Raw genomic sequence first — 19,334 nt, 5'->3', positions numbered from 1 at the left:
TAATACTGTTATATCGTTCAATTTTTCACTATTGTTAATTTAACGTTCTGGTTCGGCACCAAAGCAGCAATCGACAGGATGATGGTGCTGCCAGTATTCTGTTTAAATAATTTGATGAATAAAAATACATAGGTGTGAATTTGGAATCCAAGCTTTTACAATTTGCGTTGTTGGTCGGTGCAATGGGTTGTGGGGAAATGGCGATTGCGAAAACGCCTGCACAACCGAATAAAATCCTGAATTTGGCTTTTGAAGCACCAGATGATGGTTTTGATATGGTGAAAACCTATAATTTCTACAGTGGAAATATTGCAGAGGCGATATTTGAACCCTTACTCAAATATGATTATCTGGCTCGTCCCGTGGTATTGGTGCCCAATACGGCACAAGCATTGCCAAAAATAGAACAAGAGGGCAAGGTCTATACTTTTAAAATACAACCCGGCATTTATTTTACCGATGATCCTACGTTCAAAGGCAAACGACGTGAATTGACTGCCCAAGATTATATTTATTCGATTCAACGTGTGAGTGATCCGAAAAATCATTCGCCTACCTATTCTTTTATTGATGGCAAAATCCAAGGCTTAGAGCAAGTGGTTGCCAATGCGAAAAAGACAGGCAAGTTTAATTATGATGCGTCCATTTCAGGGCTTAAAGCTTTAGACAAATACACCCTACAATTTACCTTAACCCGTGCAGATTATAATTTCCCTTATATTTTGGCCTATGTCACTTTTAGCGGAACAGCACGTGAAGTTGTTGAGTTTTATGGTGATCGTATCGGGCAGCATCCTGTAGGTACAGGTGCTTATCAACTGAGTAAATACGTGCCGCGCAGTAAAATTGAGCTGGTGGCAAACCCTGATTATCGTGGCTTTATTTGGAATTATAAATCGACAGGTACGGCATGGGATAACCAACTTGTCAAAGAGATGTCGGGTAAAAAAATGCCCCAAGTCGGTAAGGTTATCGTGAGTATTATTGAGGAAGAACAGTCAAGGTGGTTGGCATTTAAGTCAGGTCAATTGGATTTTGACAAATTAACTTCAAATGCGGTTCCACAGGCTTTAAACGGCACACAATTAAAACCAGAACTTAAACAGCAGGGCATTCAACATTTTCCCAATAAAGACCCTGAAATCACCTATACCATGTTCAATATGAAAGATCCGATTGTGGGGGGGTATAGTCTAGACAAAATTGCACTACGCCGTGCCATTACCTTGGCATATAACCAACAAGAAGCGATTAAGCAACTTTATAAAGGTCAAGCGGTTAGAGCTGAAATGTTGGTGCCAGATGGGGTGCAAGGGCACAATGCTCAATATAGAAGTAGTGTTGCCTATAACCCGTTATTGGCCAATAAATTACTGGATCGATTTGGTTATAAGAAAGGTAAAGATGGTTATCGAACTTTACCCAACGGGCAGCCATTTACCCTGAAATATAATACTGAAAATAGCTCAAGCTCAGTCATTCATTCTGAGTTATGGAAGAAAAACTTAGATGCTATTGGGGTGCGTGTTGAATTTAAGGTCAGTAATTTTGCCGATAATTTAAAAGAAGCCATGCAATGTAAACATATGATTTGGGGTGGGGCATGGATTGCTGATTTTCCTGAAGGAGAAAATTTTGCTCAGTTACTTTATGGTCCAAACTCAGGCAAAGGAAATTTAAGTTGCTATCAATCCAAAGCTTATGATGCACTGTATCAGCAAGCGTTAACTTTACCGCCACAACAACGAACGCCATTTTATGAAAAAATCAGTCGGCAGATAGAGGCAGATAACCCTTGGATTATTCATAGTACCCGTATTCGCAATTGGCTGTTGCAACCACAAGTTCAAGGCTATAAAGCACATCCAATGATCAATACCGTTTGGCAATACCTTGATGTTCAGCCAGTTAAAAAATAACCAGATGAAGTTGAATAAAATGATGAAGGATGATTTAAAGCAAAAGTTAAAGCAGATTGGGGGCAGTGCATTCTTGGGCGGTATGCTCCTGACAGGCACGCTGAATGTATTTGCCAAAAGCCCGGCAGATCCAAATAAAGTTTTACGTTATGTTTTCCCCGTTGCAGAAACGGGTTTTGATCCAGCAGGCACCCAAGATCTTTATTCTGCGCATGTGCATAATTCAATATTTGAAGGTTTATATACCTACGATTATTTAGCAACACCTGCCAAATTAGTCCCCCGTACCGCAGTGAGCCTGCCTGAAGTCAGTGCTGATGGTTTAACCTATACTTTTAAAATTCAAAAAGGAATTTATTTTGCCAAAGATCCTGTATTTAAAGGCAAAGCCCGTGAATTAACCGCGCAAGACTATGTTTATTCTTATAAACGGTTGTTAGACCCAAGTTTGCATTCGCCCAATAGTTGGTTGTTTGATGACAAAATTCTAGGCATGGACAAAGTGCTTGAGCAAGCTAAAAAAACAGGCAAGTTTAATTATGATCTACCTGTTGCAGGGCTTCAGGCCACAGATCGTTATACCTTGGTGATTAAACTGAAACAAGTTGATCAAAACTTCCCAATGCTGTTGGCACATCAACCAGCTGGTGCAGTGGCACGAGAAGTGATTGAACACTATCGAGATCGGTCTGGTTTTGCCATGGCCCATCCTGTTGGAACAGGTCCCTATGTCTTGGCAAAATGGACACCTGGCTCACGGATTATCTTGAAAGCCAATCCAGATTATCGTGGTTATGTTTGGGATTTCAAAGCATCCACACCAGAAGATCAAAAAATTGTCGATGCGATGAAAGGCAAAAAAATGCCGCAAATCGGTGTGGTCGATATTCAAGTGATGGAAGAATCACAATCACGCTGGTTATCATTTAGTAAAGATGAAACTGACTTATTTGTGTTGGATGGTGATCTCAGTGTTCAAGCCATCCAAGATGGTCAGCTTAAACCCGAACTTGCTAAAAAAGGTATTCAACTTTCCCGTATTGCCGATCCTTCAATTGATTATTATTACTGGAATATGCAAAACCCTGTTGTTGGTGGTTTGAGTAAAGAAAAAATTGCTTTACGCCGTGCCATGGCAATGGCCTTTTCACCTGATAATCAAATTAAGATTTTGATGAAGGGTGATGCACAACGCTTACAATTCCCCATCCCTTATGGGGTGATTGGGCATGATCCAAACTATAAAACCAGTATTCCTTATTCCGTCAAAGCGGCCAATTTACTGTTAGATCGTTATCATTATAAGGTTGCAGCCGATGGCTGGCGTACCTTGCCGAATGGCAAACCCTTACTGATTGAATTAACTGTTTATGGAAATAGTACACGTAGTCAGCAAAGTGCTGAATTTTGGAAAAAGACTTTAGACAATATCAAGGTCAAAATGACCACCAAATCTTTACCTTTTGCGGAAGGTTTAAAAGCTGAAAAACAATGTAAAACCATGTTTAAGGGATCAGCTTGGATTGCCGACTATCCCGATGCAGATAATTTTATGCAACTGTTTTATGGAAAGAATATCCATGCAACCAATAGTGCATGCATGAAAATTCCTGAATATGATCGCTTATATGAACAAACCCAAAAATTGAAACCAGGTCCTGAGCGTGATGCTTTATATCATAAGATGGCGCGTATATTAGAAGTGTATATGCCGGTACAAATGGCATCGACGCGTTATCGCAATGCTTTGGCGCAACCGCGTGTCATCGGCTTTAAAAAGCATCCGATTATTCCATCGGAATGGATGTATTTTGATATGAAAAAATAATCTCTATCAAAAGCTTAAAAATAAACAGATTGAAATTTGAAAATGAATAAATGAAAGATTGGAGAAAATGAAAATGAAGCGATTTAAATTAACCACACTCTGTATGTTGTCAATGGGTATGGGGCAATGGGCCTTTGCAGAAACCGAACGCAGTACTTTACCCAAGTTTCAGGCCAAAGATATCCCTGCCCAATGTGATGCAAAAATTGCAGATGTTAAAACCAAGTTGGCTGAATTTGCCAAAGTTAAACTCAAAAATAATGCGCCTGCTGGAGCAGTATTGGCAAAGTGGGATCAAATTTTTGCAGAGTTTGAAGATTTTTATGGGCCGATTAATTTAGCCAGTAATGTTGACCCAAGCGCAGATTTACGTAAAGCCGCAGAAGATTGCGAAGTTAAAATCAGTCAGTTTCAAACTGAAGTGTATCAAGATGGAAAGCTTTATCAGCAAATTAAAAAAACCAAAGCCAGTGATGAGATTGACCGTAAATATCGCCAAGATATTTTAGATGGTTTTGAAGATACAGGGGTACAACTTCCCGCAGAAAAACAAGCACGTTTAAAAGTGATTTTAGATGAATTGACCAAGATTCAACAAGAATATGCCCGCAACATTCGAGATAATCCTGATAAATTAGAATTTACCCCAGCCGAGCTAAAAGGCTTACCAGAAAGTTATATTGCCAATCTAAAGAAAAATGAAAAAGGCAATTACCTGTTGGGTTTTGACTACCCAGAATACCGTCCTTTTATGGAATTGGCAGACAGTGATGATGCGCGTAAACGCTATCAAATTGCTTATACCCGTCGTGGTACTGAAAAGAATTTAGTGTTGCTTAAACAAGCGATTGATTTACGGCATGAACTTGCACAATTATTTGGTAAAGCCAGTTATGCCGATTGGGCATTGAAAAATCGTATGGCCAAGAATCCTGAAACGGTCAATAAATTCCTCAATGAGGTACATAGTACGGTTGCCCCATTAGAGAAAAAAGAAGTGCAAACACTGCGTGAATTTAAAGCCAAGACCTTAAATATTCCAGTGGAAAAAGCGGAAATTAACCGTTGGAGTGAGGGCTATTGGAGCGAAAAATTACGTCAAGAAAAGTACAAAATTGACCAAGAAAAAATGCGTGAATATTTCCCGACCCAAGCATCACAAGATTGGTTGTTTGCAATTTCATCAAATCTATACGGGATTGAATTTAAGCCTGCCAAGGTTGATGTCTGGCAAGATGAAGTTGAATATTACGATGTCACAGATCGGGAAACAGGTCAGCTTTTAGGTGGTTTATATATCGATAAATTTCCACGTGAAGGAAAGTATGGTCATGCAGCGGTGTGGGGCGTTAAGGGTGGCAGTACCCTGACCCAGCGTAAACCGATCTCAGCCTTAGTCACTAACTTTAACCGTAAAGGTTTAAACAGTGATGAACTGGAAACCTTTGTGCATGAGTTTGGACATGCCTTACATGGAATTTTGTCAAACACCCGTTATGCCTCGCAATCTGGTACCTCTGTCGAGCGAGATTTTGTTGAAGCACCTTCACAGATGTATGAAGAATGGGCACGTCGTAAAGAAACGCTATCGACTTTAGCCGATTATTGCAAACCAGCCTGTCCACGTGTCGATGATGAATTGATTGGCAAATTAAAAGCCGTTAAAAACTATGGTCGTGGCTTGTTCTATTCTCGTCAAACCTTATACGCACAATACGATATGGCACTGCATACCGCAGATGCTTTAAAAACTCAGCCTTTAGACGTATGGAAAAAACTCGAAAACCAAACCGCCTTAGGGTATGTACCAACCACAGAATTCCCAGGACAATTTGGTCATATTATGGGCGGATATCAAGTTGGCTATTATGGCTATATGTGGTCAGAAGTGATGGCCTTAGACATGCTTTCTGCTTTTGGCGATAACTTAAATAATCCAGAGGTTGGAGCACGTTATCGTAAAGCGATTTTGTCACAAGGTGGACAAAAGAAAGCAGAGCAGCTGGTGGTTGATTTCTTGGGCAGAGAACCGGATAACAAGGCATTCTTTCAAGAAATTACCGGTCAACGTGATTAAAAGGAATTAGAACTATGCTGGCATATATCACGCGCCGTATATGGCAAATGATTCCCACCATGTTGGGAGTCGTGTTGCTGATTTTCTTTCTATTTAACTGGGTTGGCGGAGATCCTGCTTATATCCTTGCTGGAAAAATGGCAAACCCTGAACAGATTGAAAATATTCGTCAGCAACTTGGGGTAGATCAACCATATTATGTTCAATTGTGGATTTTTATTAAGCAAATCCTGACTTTTGATTATGGCAATAGCTGGAGTACCGGGGAATCGGTTTCAAACATTATCCTGACCCGTTTAGGTCCATCGCTGACCATCATTATTCCACTGACAATTTTACAAACTGTAATTTCAATCATTCTGGCTTTGGCTGTTGCTTCGGTACGTGGTTCATTGACGGATCGTATGGTGATGTTGTTATGTACCATTGGGATGTCGATCAGTATTTTGGTCTATATCATCGTATTTCAGTACGGTCTTGCCTATAAGCTGGGATGGTTTCCGGTACAAGGTTGGAGTGATAGTCTCAGTGAAAATCTATTGCAATACGCACTATTACCAATCTTAATCATGTTGGTGGTGAGTATTGCACCGACTTTACGTCTATACCGTAGCTTTGTCTTAGATGAAGTCAATCAAGACTATGTCCGTACTGCACGGGCAAAAGGGGTCGGTGAGGGACGTATCTTAGGTGTACATGTACTGCGTAATGCATCTATTCCGATTATTACTGACGTGATGTCGAGCCTGCCAGCGTTGTTGATTGGGGCATTTTTAATTGAGCGATTTTTTGGTATTCCGGGGATTGGGCGAGAAGTCATTATTGCAGTAGAACGAAGCGACTTTCCAGTGATTAAAGCTATCACGGTATATGTTGCCGCTGCGACCATGATTTTTAACCTGATCGCCGATTTGATTTATAAAGTGGTTGATCCACGCGTACAGTTGAAGTAGGTGGGATGATGCTCGGAATTTTATCGAAAAAAGTAGACGCCCAAGAACAACAGACTTCCCCCGGTTTATGGCGATTGGCGATGCGACGTTTAAAAGCAGATCGTATCGCTATGCTGTCGCTATTGGTGTTGCTGTGTTATTTCATCATATTGGTACTCTCCATGACGGGGGTGATTGCATCAAATTGGAATAAAGAAGTAGCCGTGAGTTATGCGCCACCTACATTTATCGGGGCAGATCAAAATACACAAGATTCTGCAAAGAAAGCCGCAACTGTAGAGGCCTTACCTGAAAATCCTGTTGATCCTTTAAAAGATGTGATCAAAGAGTTAAATACTGAAATTGCAACAGAACAAGCTTCAGGTGGCGCGATTGACTACTACGGTATTCAAGATCCGCTTGCAGAAGATATGAAAGCTATTGATCAGCAATTGGGTGGGCATTTACTTGATCAGCAAAGTGAACTCAAACAAACCTTGCCTTTCGGTGCAGATAAATGGGGACAGGATGTTGTACTCAAAACCATTAAAGGCGCAGAAACCTCAATTATTGTGGGCTTAATCTCGGCATTATTGGCCGTGGTAATCGGCACATTCTTAGGGGCAATTGCTGGTTACTTTGGTGGTTGGGTTGATGATGTTCTAAACTGGTTTTATAACATTTTTACCTCGATACCTTATCTATTGTTGGTATTGGCGATTGCCGCTGTATTGCAACAAAAAGGCATTCTTTCCATTGTTTTAATTCTTGGATTAACAGGTTGGACTGGGGTATTTCGTTTAATTCGTGCTGAATATATGAAACATAATTCACGCGAGTATGTACTGGCAGCCAAAGCGATTGGTGTCAGTAATACCCGACGGATGTTTGTGCATATTTTCCCCAATGTAAGCCATATTGCTTTGGTTCAGATGTCGATCTTGGTGGTTGCATTTATTAAGTCTGAAGTGATTTTAAGCTTCTTGGGCTTTGGTGTACCTGTGGGGGTGGTGTCATGGGGCAGTATGTTGAATGAAGCACAAAGTGAGCTGATTTTAGGTAAATGGTGGCAATTGGTGGCAGCCTCAGTAGCGATGGCCGTGCTTGTGACTGCATTTTCAATGTTTACAGATGCATTGCGTGATGCATTAGACCCTAAACTAAAATAAGGAGCTTAAAGATGTCAGAACAACAAGCGACACCTCCTGTGCTACTTAGTGTTGAAAATCTGAGTGTGAGTTTTAAGGGTGAAAATAAGCAATTTATTGAAACCGTAAAAGGTATTTCATTTCAGATTCCTGCCAATACCACCGTGGCCTTGGTTGGCGAATCTGGCAGTGGCAAATCCGTAACTTCATTGGCAACCATGGGTTTATTACCCAAAGGCCAATCTCGTATTGCTGAAAACAGTAAAATTATTTTTGAAGGCAAAGACTTACTCAGTTTAAGCAGTAAACAAATGCGTGCAATGTGTGGTAAAGACATTGCTATGATTTTTCAGGAACCGATGTTATCACTTAATCCTGTGTTTACAGTGGGTGATCAAATTGCTGAAATTATGCGTATTCATTTAAATATGGGGCGTAAACAAGCACGACAACGCACTTTAGAATTACTCACTGAAGTGGGGATTCCATCCCCTGAAAGCAAGATTGATGCTTACCCCAGTCAACTGTCTGGTGGTCAACAGCAACGGGTCATGATTGCCATGGCAATCGCCTGTGAACCGAAATTACTGATTGCCGATGAACCGACTACTGCATTAGATGTCACCATCCAAAAACAAATATTAGATTTGTTGGAGACTTTACGTAAGCGCCGTCAAATGTCGATGTTGTTTATTACCCATGACTTGGCATTGGTGAGTGAAATTGCCGATGAAGTGATTGTGATGCGTCATGGTGAAATTCGTGAACAAGGTTTAGCAAAAGCTGTTTTAGAACAGCCACAAGATGCCTATACCAAAGCATTATTATTATGCCGTCCGCAACTTTCGTATCGTCCATATCGCTTACCGGTCATTAGTGATTTTATGCAAGCTCAAGACGCACCTGTGACTGAGGCAATGAGTTTGCCTAAGGTGGATTTTGCGGAGCGCAAGCGCGGCCTTGTTGGCGGGGAAGAAATTATTTTAGATGTGCGTGATTTAAAAAAATCATTTTTTAGTCGTAAAGGTCTATTTGGCAAAGATGAATTTCAGGCAGTCAAAGGGGCATCTTTCCAACTGGCGAAAGGTAAGACTTTAGGACTAGTCGGGGAATCTGGTTCAGGTAAAACCACCATCGGCTTATTGTTGATGCGTTTGCAACAAGCTTCTGGCGGCCAAGCGTTATTTCAAGGTAAAGATATTTTGGCAATGTCTGAAAAAGAGTTTGCCCAGTATCAACGTAAGATTCAGATTATCTTTCAGAATCCCTATGCCTCACTTAATCCGCGTTTTACCGTGGGCCAAATTTTGATGGAGCCGATGCAAGTTCATAAAATTGGTGCAAATGATACTGAACGTAAAAAGATGGCTCTGGAATTACTGGAAAGAGTAAGCTTACCTGCGCAAGCCTTTGATCGTTATCCACATGAGTTTTCTGGGGGACAACGTCAACGTATTGCAATCGCACGCTGTTTAACTTTAAAACCTGAAATTTTAATCTGTGATGAATCCGTCTCGGCACTCGATGTATCGGTTCAAGCACAAGTTCTAAACTTGCTTCAAGATCTGCAAGATGAATTTGGCTTGAGTTATATTTTTATCTCACATGATTTGTCTGTGGTGAAATATATTTCGGATCAAATTATGGTGATGAACCATGGTGATATTGTTGAAATTGCTAATTCGGATGAGTTGTACCAGTCACCACAACATGACTATACCAAACGCTTACTGAGTTCAATTCCACAAGCAAGCAGACAGGTGATTTAGATTTTTGCTATGAGAGCTGCTGGATTCAGTTGCTGCCAGTCCGTTAAGGATTTTAAATCTTGCTCTTTGCGAAGTTGATACTTCTCACCTTTGAAAAAGGAGGGGGTTTTACTAAAGTTAATTAATTTAGTCTCAGCTAGCTCTCCCTTTTTTCTAGTGGGAGAGCTACAGTTGTAGTAGCGTAAGGAGTATTTTTATTGATATATAACACGATTAAACTGATGCGTTTTGTTTAGGATAAATATACTTGCGATAGATAGGCATAAGAATAGGCAATAATAAAAAATGAAATAGGCTGGTTGCACAACTGATTAGAATAAAAGTGATTATATCAGGTGGTGAGTAAATCAGTATTATTACACCATAGACTGGAATAACAATCGGTAAGATTGAACAGACTGTATAGCTAAGAAATGGTCTACGAATGGCAGTTTCTGAGCAAAGTAAATAGGCATAGCTCCACATCCATAGGCCATAAATTGAGCATAAAATGACAACCTGAAAAAGTGGGTAACCATAATCCTGTGGTTTCTTTCTAAGAAAATTGATCAGATACTCTGAATAAAACAGCCCTTGATATGCTATCGATATAGACGCAATAAACCAGATAAGAAATAAGGGAATGAGGATCAGGTATTTTTTATTCATCTTGTTATTACCATATTAAGATCATATTGCTTAAAGGGTTTTGCACTGTTTTGTTTACAACACAAGCTGAGGCATAGCCTACAGGAATATATTTAAACCTTAATACATGATGTAGCGCATAGTTTAAACGAAAAAAAGCCACTATTTAAAAATAGTGGCTTTTGCTCTTTAAGTCTATTTAGAACTTAGAACTTTTTAAAACCTTTTGTCACAACAAACGGTTTTTTCTTTTCAGGTTGTTCACTACGTTCTTGGCGATCTGAACGATCTAGACGCTCGTTTGGATTATAACGGCCTTCTGAACGATTACGGTTTTGTTGATTGCCATAACGGTTTTCAGAACGGTTGCTATTAAAACTATTACCACGGTTGTCAGCACGGTCATTGTTGTAGCTGTTGCCACCAGAACGTGCTTTATTAAAGCGGTTTTCTGAGCGTTCATTGCGATTGTCAGTACGGTTTTCAGTGCGATTTTGACCATATTGGTTTGCACTTGGCTGAGCATCACGACGATCATTTTGATGGTTGTGAGCTTCTTCACCTTCGCTATCACGACGTTGTTGACGCAGGAATCCACCGCGACGCGCAGCCATAGGTTTGTCTTGCATACGTTCAGTACGACGTTTTGCCATACCAAATAAACCTGTGCCTTGACGTGGTTTCAGTTCAACAGCTTTGGTTAAATTATCGATATCAGTTTTATCAAGTTCCATCCAACGACCTGTACGAAGTTCACGAGGCAAAATCACAGTACCGTAACGAGTACGGAGCAAGCGACTTACTTTTAGACCTTGTGATTCAAAAATACGGCGAACCTCACGGTTACGACCTTCTTTTACAACGACTTGGTACCAGCGATTGATCCCTTCACCACCAATTTCAGAGAAAGATTCAAATTTTGCTGGACCATCATCTAAAACAACGCCATTTGTCATGTTGTTTTTGAGTTGAGGCGTTACTTCACCCATGACTCGAACTGCATATTCACGTTCGATTTCATTTGAGGGATGCATTAAACGATTGGCAAGTTCACCATCATTTGTAAAAAGTAATAAACCTGTTGAGTTGATATCTAGACGACCCACCATCACCCAACGGTCATTGGAAATCGGGGGTAAGTGATCAAACACAGTCGGGCGAGATTCTGGATCATTACGAGAACAGATTTCACCTTCAGGTTTGTAGTAAATCAATACACGACGACGAATTTCGTCTTCAATTTGGAACTGAACTTTACGACCATCGATGCGAAGCTCATCACCTGGTTCAATACGTTCGCCCACTTGAGCAACCTGCCCATTGACACTTACACGACCAGCGGCAATGACCTCTTCCATATAACGGCGAGAGCCCAAACCCACTCGTGCGAGTACCTTTTGCAATTTTTCACTCATGACAGCATAACCTTAGAAATAATCATCAACAGTGCACCTATTTAAGACTTGGCAGCTTGCGCATCCAAAATCATAAAAGCTTCCTTGGCATCCTGTAGGGGAGGCAATTGATCTAAAGACACTAGACCAAAAGCATTTAAAAATTGTGGCGTTGTCACTAACAACGCGGGTCTACCTGGGAGTTCTCGGTAACCAGATTCTTTAATCCAGTTCCAATCAAACAAAGTCCTGAGTATTTGACTATTATTTGTAACCCCTCGTATTTGCTCAATATCAGCACGGGTTACTGGCTGATGATAAGCGATCACTGCAACTGTTTCTAACAGTGACGGCGATAATCGAGTTGGTCGATCTGGCCAAACTTGCGCAATCACGTTGCGGTATTTTGCTCGCACTTGAAAACGATAACCTTGAGCTGTTTCGACAAGTTCGATTGAACGACCATGTTGTAACACAGACAATTGCTGTAAATACTGTTGCAACTGTTGTTTAGAATACTGATTTTGAAATGCTTCTTTTAAGCGAGCAAGCGATACAGGGGCATCACTTGCAAAGATAATCGCTTCAAGTTGCATCAGAACTTCGTGATGTAATTCATCAACATTAAAGGCATTATTTTGATCAATGGTCATGCCGTTGCTCCTTGAATTGCAAGCGGGGCCTCAACACCAGAAGAAATAATTTGGACTTTTTGCTGACGGGTCAGCTCCAAGATTGCCATAAATGTAACCACCATGCCCATTCGACCTTGGTTTGGCTTGAGTAATTCTTGGAAACTGAGAACTTCTCCAGATTCAATCATATATTCGATATAAGCAATGCGTTCTTCAAGTAATACAGGTTCTTGTTCAATCTTATGGGTTATGGGTTCAGGGCGGTTAAAAATGCAATACAAGGCATCTTTTAACATCTCAACCTCATAACCTTCATACACTTTTGGAATATGACCAATCGCAACATGGGTCGCAAAAGTATCTCGGTCTAAAACAGGCATCTGACCTAAACGTTCAGCTGCTTTTTTAATCCGTAAATAGGTTTCTAAGCGATCGATTAATTCCTGTTTTGGATCTTTTTCAATATGAATGGTTTTTGGTTTTGGCAATAACAAGCGAGATTTTAAATCTGCCAATAATGCTGCCATCACCATATAGTCAGCGGTTAACTCGATATTTAACGATTTCATACCGTCCATATAAGACAAGTATTGTGTTGCAATCGGAGCAATATCTAACTGTAAAAGATCGAAACCATTTTTTTGAATCAGATAAATTAAAAAGTCGAGTGGTCCTTCGAAATGTTCAAGCAGAATTTCGAATGCAGCAGGAGGAATATATAAATCCTCTGGAATTTCTTCTTGCCATTCATCCAATACACGGATGTTGGAAATGGATTCCATAGGATGCTGAGTTGCTTGAGTCATTACAGTTTATTAGCCACGCGAATTTTCAAAGGCATGTTTTATTCGTGTTACCACTCAATAGGTACAATAGGAGAGGGTGGTGACGAATTACAAAAAGATATTTGGCTTATTTTAATGGAAAAGTTAAGAGGAATACATTGTTTAATTATAAAAACCTGAAAATAAATAGGGAATATTTCGTTTTGTGATGATTAAACTCAACTAAGCTACTCATTTTTATTGTAAATTTTTATATATTTTTAAGAAAAAATTTATCCAAATTTTAATCGCATAATGTGAAGTGGATCAACTTTATATGTTGGGTGAGTTTGAATACTAAGGAGCTTTGTTACATAGAACTGTCTATAAAGGCTGATATAGAAATATAATTTTTCAATAAATAAAACTGTATTTAAAATTTAAGCTGTATTAATAAAGAAAATATTCTTTATTAATACAGTAGCTTTCATAGCTGTTTAAATCAGGATATCAATACAGAATGAAGCAAGTAATTAAAAAAAAGCCAAAAGGAATTTAAAAATATTATTTAGTAAAAATTAATTAAAAAATAAAGTAAAGTAGATTAAATAGCAATTATTTTGATATTATTTATTTATTGTTAAGAAATACTACATAAAAATATGTTTAATAACATTCATTTTGCCCTTGAAAAACTTGGGTTGCCTGTACAAAAACGTGTTATTCATGCGCATTTCTCAAATTCTGTCTTAAATGATCAGGTGTTTCTACAACGTATTGATGGGGCACATGCAATCAATGAGGGTGTTCGGTTTCAACTCATCTGTCTTGCGACGTCAGCAATAATCCCTTTAAAAAGCTTTATTGGAACTCAAGCTGCAATCGATCTCGTCACAGATAAATCTGAATTAACTCGTATTTCAGGAATTGTGACTCAAGCGGATATTGGCGCATCTGATGGTTCTCTTACCATCTATCGTCTGATTGTTGAAGACCCAACAGCACTTTGGAAGCATCGTAGGAACTCTCGAGTATTTATGAATAAGTCGGTTGTGGATGTGATCCAGACCGTATTCCAAGAATGGGTACAACGCAGCCCGTTGTTTGCTTCAAGTCTAAGTTTAGATAAGAGCGGCCTAAGTAAAGACTATGATGTGCGTCCATTCATTATGCAGGCTTTTGAAAGTGACTTTGACTTCCTGACCCGTTTGATGAGAAGTGAAGGCATTAACTGGTTGATCGATGAAGCCCAACTTAAAGTATCGAGTTTCAGTGAACAAATTCAAGCACAAAAGCTTCGTTTGATTGATAATAATACTCAATACACCAGCTTAGAACGCAAAAGCATCCGCTTTCATCGTAGCAGTCCCACCGAAAGGCAAGACAGCATTATCTCATTTATTGGACAGCGTTCTATTCAGCCTACATCAGTACATATTCAACGTTGGCAAGCCGATGTATTAGATATAGATGAAGGTGCAGGCAATGTACAAAGTAAGCATCAACATAGTGAAAACTATGACAATGCTAGTCTAGGACTAGAGCAAGTTTGGCACTTTAGTCCAGCATGGATTCAAGATCTCAATGGAGAAGATGGTGTAACTCCATCAGGCAACAGTCAGGTTGAACGCTGTAACCAAAATATGAGTAACTACTATGACTCACAAGCCAAACAATTTACCGCAATATCTACAGTACGTGATGCACATGTGGGTTATATCTTTGAATTAAATGGGCATCCCGAAATTGATCAACATGATTTTTCAGATAAGCAATTTCTGATTACATCGAAACACTTTTATAATCAAAACAACCTACCTAAAGACCTAACCAATCAGGTTGAAAATTTGCTTAAGCAAAGCAATTGGCAAATAACCAATATCACGACAAACAATAGTGATGAACGCCAAGCCAATCAGTTGGTGCTGCAACGTCGAAATATCACTACTGTTCCAGAATACAATCCACTAAAACATCGTCCGATTGCATCACCCCAACGTGCCAGAGTGGTTGGACCAAGTGGAGAAGAAATCCATGTGGATGAGTGGGGACGGATCAAAGTACGTTTTCTGTTTACCCGCAATCAAGATCATAGCCACGATGGTGGTGCCGGTTCCAACGATAACGACACCGATTCAGCTTGGGTAGATGTCCTGACGCCGTGGGCTGGTGAAGGCTATGGTGCACGATTCTTACCGAGAATCGGAGAGGTCGTCGTTATAGATTTTTTTGATGGCAACATTGACAGGCCATTTGTAGTAGGGCGTATTCATGAAGCGCATCGTTATCCAAGCAAGTTTGATAACAAAGGTAAACTGCCTGATACCAAAAAACTGGCAGGGATTAAAAGTCGAGAGTATCAAGGTACTGGTTATAACCAACTTAGATTTGATGATACTACTGAACAAATCAGCAGTCAGTTACAGAGCAGTCATGGAGCGAGTCAACTCAACCTCGGTAATTTAAGTCATCCCAAAGAGACAGACACAAGCGAAGGACGAGGTGAAGGCTTTGAACTGAGAACTGACCAGTGGGGTGGAGTTAGAGCAGGACAAGGTTTACTACTGAGTACTTATGCTCAGGATTCTGCTTCGGGTAATCACCTAGATGTGACCGCAGGCAAAAATCAGTTAGAAAGTAGTCTAAATAATTCCAAAGCATTGAGTGAAGTTGCCAAGAATCAACAGGCTGATCCTTTAGAAAACTTAGATCATTTGAAATCGTTTATTTTTGCTTTGGAAAAAGATGACTCAGATGAAGCCAAGAACCAAGCCGATGCGTTTAAACAGGCGTTAATGATATTGGCTTCACCAAACTCAATTGCACTTACCAGTAATGAAGATATTCATCTTTCAGCAGATGGGCAAATCAGTCATACAGCAGACAATAGTATTAACCTAAGCACTCAAAAGAGCTTCTTAGCACATGCACAAAACAAGATTAGTTTGTTTGCAGCACAAGAAGGGGCAAGGTTATTTGCAGGTAAAGGTAAAATTGAAATTCAAGCGCAGGGAGATGGTGCTGATGTCATTGCACGTAAAGGCATTCAAATCATTTCTACAGAGGATACAGTTTATATCATTAGCCCTAAAGAGATTCGATTGGTTGGGGACACTTCTGAGGTAAGGATCAACGGTTCAGGTGTATTTGCGACGACACCAGGATTGTTTGAGGTGAAGTCGGGGCAGCAGAAGTTTGAAGGAGGAGTACATGTACCTAATTTTAAAGTAAGTTTACCAACACCTAAAACACTTTACAGTAATAAAATTGATTATAACTGGAGTGACAATATTGGTAATGACAAGCAAATTTTTGTTCTAAATAAACATAATAATTATTTAATAAAATCTAAAATTGATAAATTGAATGATAAAAATAATATGAGTTCTTTACGCTTTTATACACCTGAAGAGACTGATTTTATTGCATTAGGGTTTGATTCATCATATGTTTCTTTAGTGCAAAAACGATTAGATGGAGAAAATATAGATGAATTATTAGATGAAGCATTATCGAACGGTGATGATGTTTATTCTGAAGAGGATTTTTAGTAATGTCTGAATTAAAAACAATTACAGTAAAATTCTTTGATAGTTCTGGGAAATATGTAGTCAATTTAAGTGTCAAATCTAAATATAAGGGGTCATCTAAAGATAATCCTCAGAAAACGAATTCGCATGGGTTATTTGTATTTCAAGCTTCACCAAATAGAACGATTGAAATCCTTGTTCAACCACCTAATCAGCAAAGTTATACTGTATTTAAAACAATCAATTCTTCTGTAATATCATCTGAAGATAATCCTATTAGAATTCAATTGCCAAAGACGATTGACGAATATAAACAAAGCAATAGGTCTCCTACGAACAAAGGAGTAGTTAGTACTTTATTTAAAGTTGTTGATAGTAATGGAAAAGTTATGGTTAATTTTCCGATTCAATCTAGACCAAAAGGAAAAGGAAACTCTCCAGATAAATATACGAATAACCAAGGAATAGTAGAAGTTCTATCATCTGCGAATCGAGATATTGAAGTTTTAGTACTTACATCAACTGATCAATTTCAGCTTAAGTTTTCTGGGAACTCAGGAAATGGGATAAAGCAACCAATATTACTTAAACTAAATGAACCATATGATAGCTTTAAAGGTTTTACATTAATAAAAGTATTAGATAAATCAGGACAGCGTTATGCAGTTAATGATGTTGATGTTGAGATGATTTTTAACAATAATCAAAAAAAGAATCTTAAAGTTAAAAATGGACAATTAAAGTTAATTAACTGGGTTGGTCAAAAAATTAAATTAACTATTTTAAAACCAGATGGAACTCCTTTAGATTCTGTGAGCTTTATGGTCAGAAGAGTTAAAGAGGAATTTATTGATTTACAATTAAGTGTAGATATTTTGAGTGGAAGAACAGCAACAAATGATCCTAATATTCCTAGACGTATAGAGGATAGTATTTCAGGAGAAATAATTTCTTTAAGCTTTTTTAAGGAGGTATATGGTTCTCGAAAGTTATTTTGGAAAGAAGGAATGAACGGGAAACCGACACAGAATACTACTCCTGAACAATTTGTACTCGCCTTAAATAAGGGATTACTAAAATATAAAATGACAGACAAGCTTATGCTTTGTCATTTTCTTGCTCAGATCTACCATGAATGTGATCATTTTTATACATTAATCGAGTATGCGAGTGGGAGAGATTACGACATTTCAACTTTTCCTCCCTCTGTATGTGATATTCCAAAAAGTAGAGCGTGTAGAAGGCGTAAACAAATAATAAAAGAAGGTAATACTACGCCGGGTGATGGACCAAAATATAGAGGGCGAGGTTTAATTCAATTAACGTGGAAAAGTGCATATATTTTATATAAAAACTATTCAGGACTTGATGTGGTAACAAATCCGGACTTACTTTGTAACGATCTTTTTCATGCTGTAGAAAGTGCTGTATGGGCTTTTAATGAATTTAAAAATGCGGATAATTTGGTTCGGAAAGGATATAGTGATTTAAATGGGACTTATACCGATTCTCATCATTTACAAGTTGTAGATAAAGTAAGCAGAAGGATTAATGGTGGTACAGTAGGTTTAGCTGAGCGGAAAAGTTTATTTTTAAAAATATTAAGAGAGGTTGAGAAAAGAAATGGGTTTAAGTAAAAAAATCTTTTTAACAGTAGCTCTTTTATGCCCACCACTAACTTTTGCTGATAGTGATAGCTTAGTAAAGAATAATCATAAAGTTTATTTTAAACAGGGTTCCCTGAAAATTTTCCTATTTGATGATGCTAATTATTGTTTTGATAAAGATGCTTTTTCAGTGGAGAGTTTAACGAATGATAAAAGGAAATATTTGTTTGTAAACTATACAGATGATTGCAATCCTAGTGGGAAGTATCAAATATTCGATATATCAAATAATAAAGCTCATAAGTTTTATTTGAGTCCATTATACGATCCAGAAGTTATAAATGATAAAAAACAAATTATTGAAAGGTTTAAAGATGGCCCTATAAGTTACACACGTATATACAAGTTGAAAAATGATAGATATTCTTTGCAAGAAGAATTAAAAACATTAAGTGATAATCTTAATCTAAGTGTCATTTATTATAATAAATCAACTATTTACTCTCTAAAAGACAATTCAAATCAAACAGTAAAAAATATAAAAATAAATTTACCTAAAGTATTTATTCTTGATAAAAGTTATGTAAAAACAAAGGCTTATATTGTAAAAAATGATAAAGTAAAAATAAAGAATATTATTAAAAAAAATGACTCATTATATTTGCATGTTGAATACTATGGAAAAACTAAGAAAACAGAAGGATATATTAAATTATCTGATATTTTTTAGGAGTTTAGTCATAATTATGTGTGAGATTCATCATCAAAAAATATTTATCATAACCATATAATTTTAATTGATATTTATCGAGCTGGTCGCTTTTTAGCAAATTTAATATTTATATAGAGGTTATTAAATGATGAGTATAAGTCATTATTAGATGATGATTTTTTGCCAACGGCAGTTACCCAACAGCCCCACAATAGAAAAACTTAAATGATCAATCAAAATAATACTTTCGATCTTCATTTCTTCTCAATTTCCTAAGCCAAGAAAAAAGCCAAATAGCAACCAACACAATACGGCGCAACACATTGGGCAATTACATTCATTACACTCATGCGCCAGCTTCTTTAGTTGGCATATTAAAATAATGTTTTTAT

General features: G+C 38.2%; 11 protein-coding genes and 1 pseudogene. 9 read left to right on the top strand and 3 right to left on the bottom strand.

What is annotated here, in order from left to right; all coding sequences use genetic code 11:
* The first annotated feature begins 182 nt into the window (after positions 1–182).
* The 6 genes from ACQ7EO_RS17560 (at position 183) to ACQ7EO_RS17535 (ending at position 9,673) form a co-directional block, all read left to right on the top strand.
* The gene (locus ACQ7EO_RS17560; RefSeq protein WP_434279632.1) at positions 183–1,919 is read left to right on the top strand and encodes an ABC transporter substrate-binding protein; all 1,737 of its coding nucleotides are present in this window, start codon (positions 183–185) and stop codon (positions 1,917–1,919) included.
* Between the two features lie 19 nt (positions 1,920–1,938).
* Entirely contained in the window at positions 1,939–3,747 is a 1,809-nt protein-coding gene (locus ACQ7EO_RS17555; protein WP_434278195.1) for an ABC transporter substrate-binding protein, read from the top strand.
* A 67-nt stretch (positions 3,748–3,814) separates the two neighbouring features.
* The gene (locus ACQ7EO_RS17550; RefSeq protein ID WP_434278194.1) at positions 3,815–5,824 is read left to right on the top strand and encodes a M3 family metallopeptidase; all 2,010 of its coding nucleotides are present in this window, start codon (positions 3,815–3,817) and stop codon (positions 5,822–5,824) included.
* Positions 5,825–5,838: 14 nt separating this feature from the next.
* The gene (locus ACQ7EO_RS17545; RefSeq protein ID WP_004722891.1) at positions 5,839–6,777 is read left to right on the top strand and encodes an ABC transporter permease; all 939 of its coding nucleotides are present in this window, start codon (positions 5,839–5,841) and stop codon (positions 6,775–6,777) included.
* An 8-nt stretch (positions 6,778–6,785) separates the two neighbouring features.
* Complete coding sequence (locus ACQ7EO_RS17540) at positions 6,786–7,925, top strand: ABC transporter permease (protein ID WP_056515294.1); 1,140 nt, start codon at positions 6,786–6,788, stop codon at positions 7,923–7,925.
* An 11-nt stretch (positions 7,926–7,936) separates the two neighbouring features.
* Positions 7,937–9,673 (top strand): ABC transporter ATP-binding protein, encoded by a 1,737-nt coding sequence (locus tag ACQ7EO_RS17535; RefSeq protein ID WP_434278192.1) that lies wholly within the window; start codon positions 7,937–7,939, stop codon positions 9,671–9,673.
* A gap of 1,154 nt (positions 9,674–10,827) precedes the next feature.
* Here ACQ7EO_RS17535 and rluB read toward each other — a convergent pair.
* From rluB to ACQ7EO_RS17520, 3 genes and pseudogenes are all read right to left on the bottom strand, one after another.
* Positions 10,828–11,715: pseudogene (gene rluB, locus ACQ7EO_RS17530) on the bottom strand (23S rRNA pseudouridine(2605) synthase RluB); the annotation flags it as partial.
* Positions 11,716–11,756: 41 nt separating this feature from the next.
* Positions 11,757–12,347 carry an SMC-Scp complex subunit ScpB gene (scpB, locus tag ACQ7EO_RS17525; RefSeq protein ID WP_004722881.1) on the bottom strand — a complete coding sequence of 197 codons (591 nt, stop codon included), beginning with the start codon at positions 12,345–12,347 and terminating at the stop codon, positions 11,757–11,759.
* Complete coding sequence (locus ACQ7EO_RS17520) at positions 12,344–13,135, bottom strand: segregation and condensation protein A (protein WP_154130848.1); 792 nt, start codon at positions 13,133–13,135, stop codon at positions 12,344–12,346. Before ACQ7EO_RS17520 ends, scpB begins: the two co-directional genes overlap by 4 nt.
* A 620-nt stretch (positions 13,136–13,755) precedes the next feature.
* Here ACQ7EO_RS17520 and ACQ7EO_RS17515 point away from each other — a divergent pair.
* From ACQ7EO_RS17515 to ACQ7EO_RS17505, 3 genes are read left to right on the top strand one after another with little or no spacing between them, the layout of a single operon-like run.
* Positions 13,756–16,644, top strand: coding sequence for a type VI secretion system Vgr family protein (locus ACQ7EO_RS17515; protein WP_434278190.1), 2,889 nt, complete (start codon positions 13,756–13,758; stop codon positions 16,642–16,644).
* Positions 16,645–16,646: 2 nt separating this feature from the next.
* Positions 16,647–18,260: a glycoside hydrolase family 19 protein gene (locus ACQ7EO_RS17510; protein ID WP_209826760.1), complete on the top strand. Its 1,614-nt coding sequence runs from the start codon at positions 16,647–16,649 to the stop codon at positions 18,258–18,260.
* Positions 18,247–18,960, top strand: a complete 714-nt coding sequence (locus tag ACQ7EO_RS17505) for a hypothetical protein (protein WP_434278188.1) — start codon at positions 18,247–18,249, stop codon at positions 18,958–18,960. Before ACQ7EO_RS17510 ends, ACQ7EO_RS17505 begins: the two co-directional genes overlap by 14 nt.
* Positions 18,961–19,334 lie beyond the last annotated feature (374 nt).

Source organism: Acinetobacter sp. CE-15 (genome assembly GCF_051059255.1).
GTDB lineage: Bacteria > Pseudomonadota > Gammaproteobacteria > Pseudomonadales > Moraxellaceae > Acinetobacter > Acinetobacter guillouiae.
The sequence above is the reverse complement of the archived record's forward strand: the minus strand, read 5'-3'. Positions and strand labels throughout refer to the sequence as shown.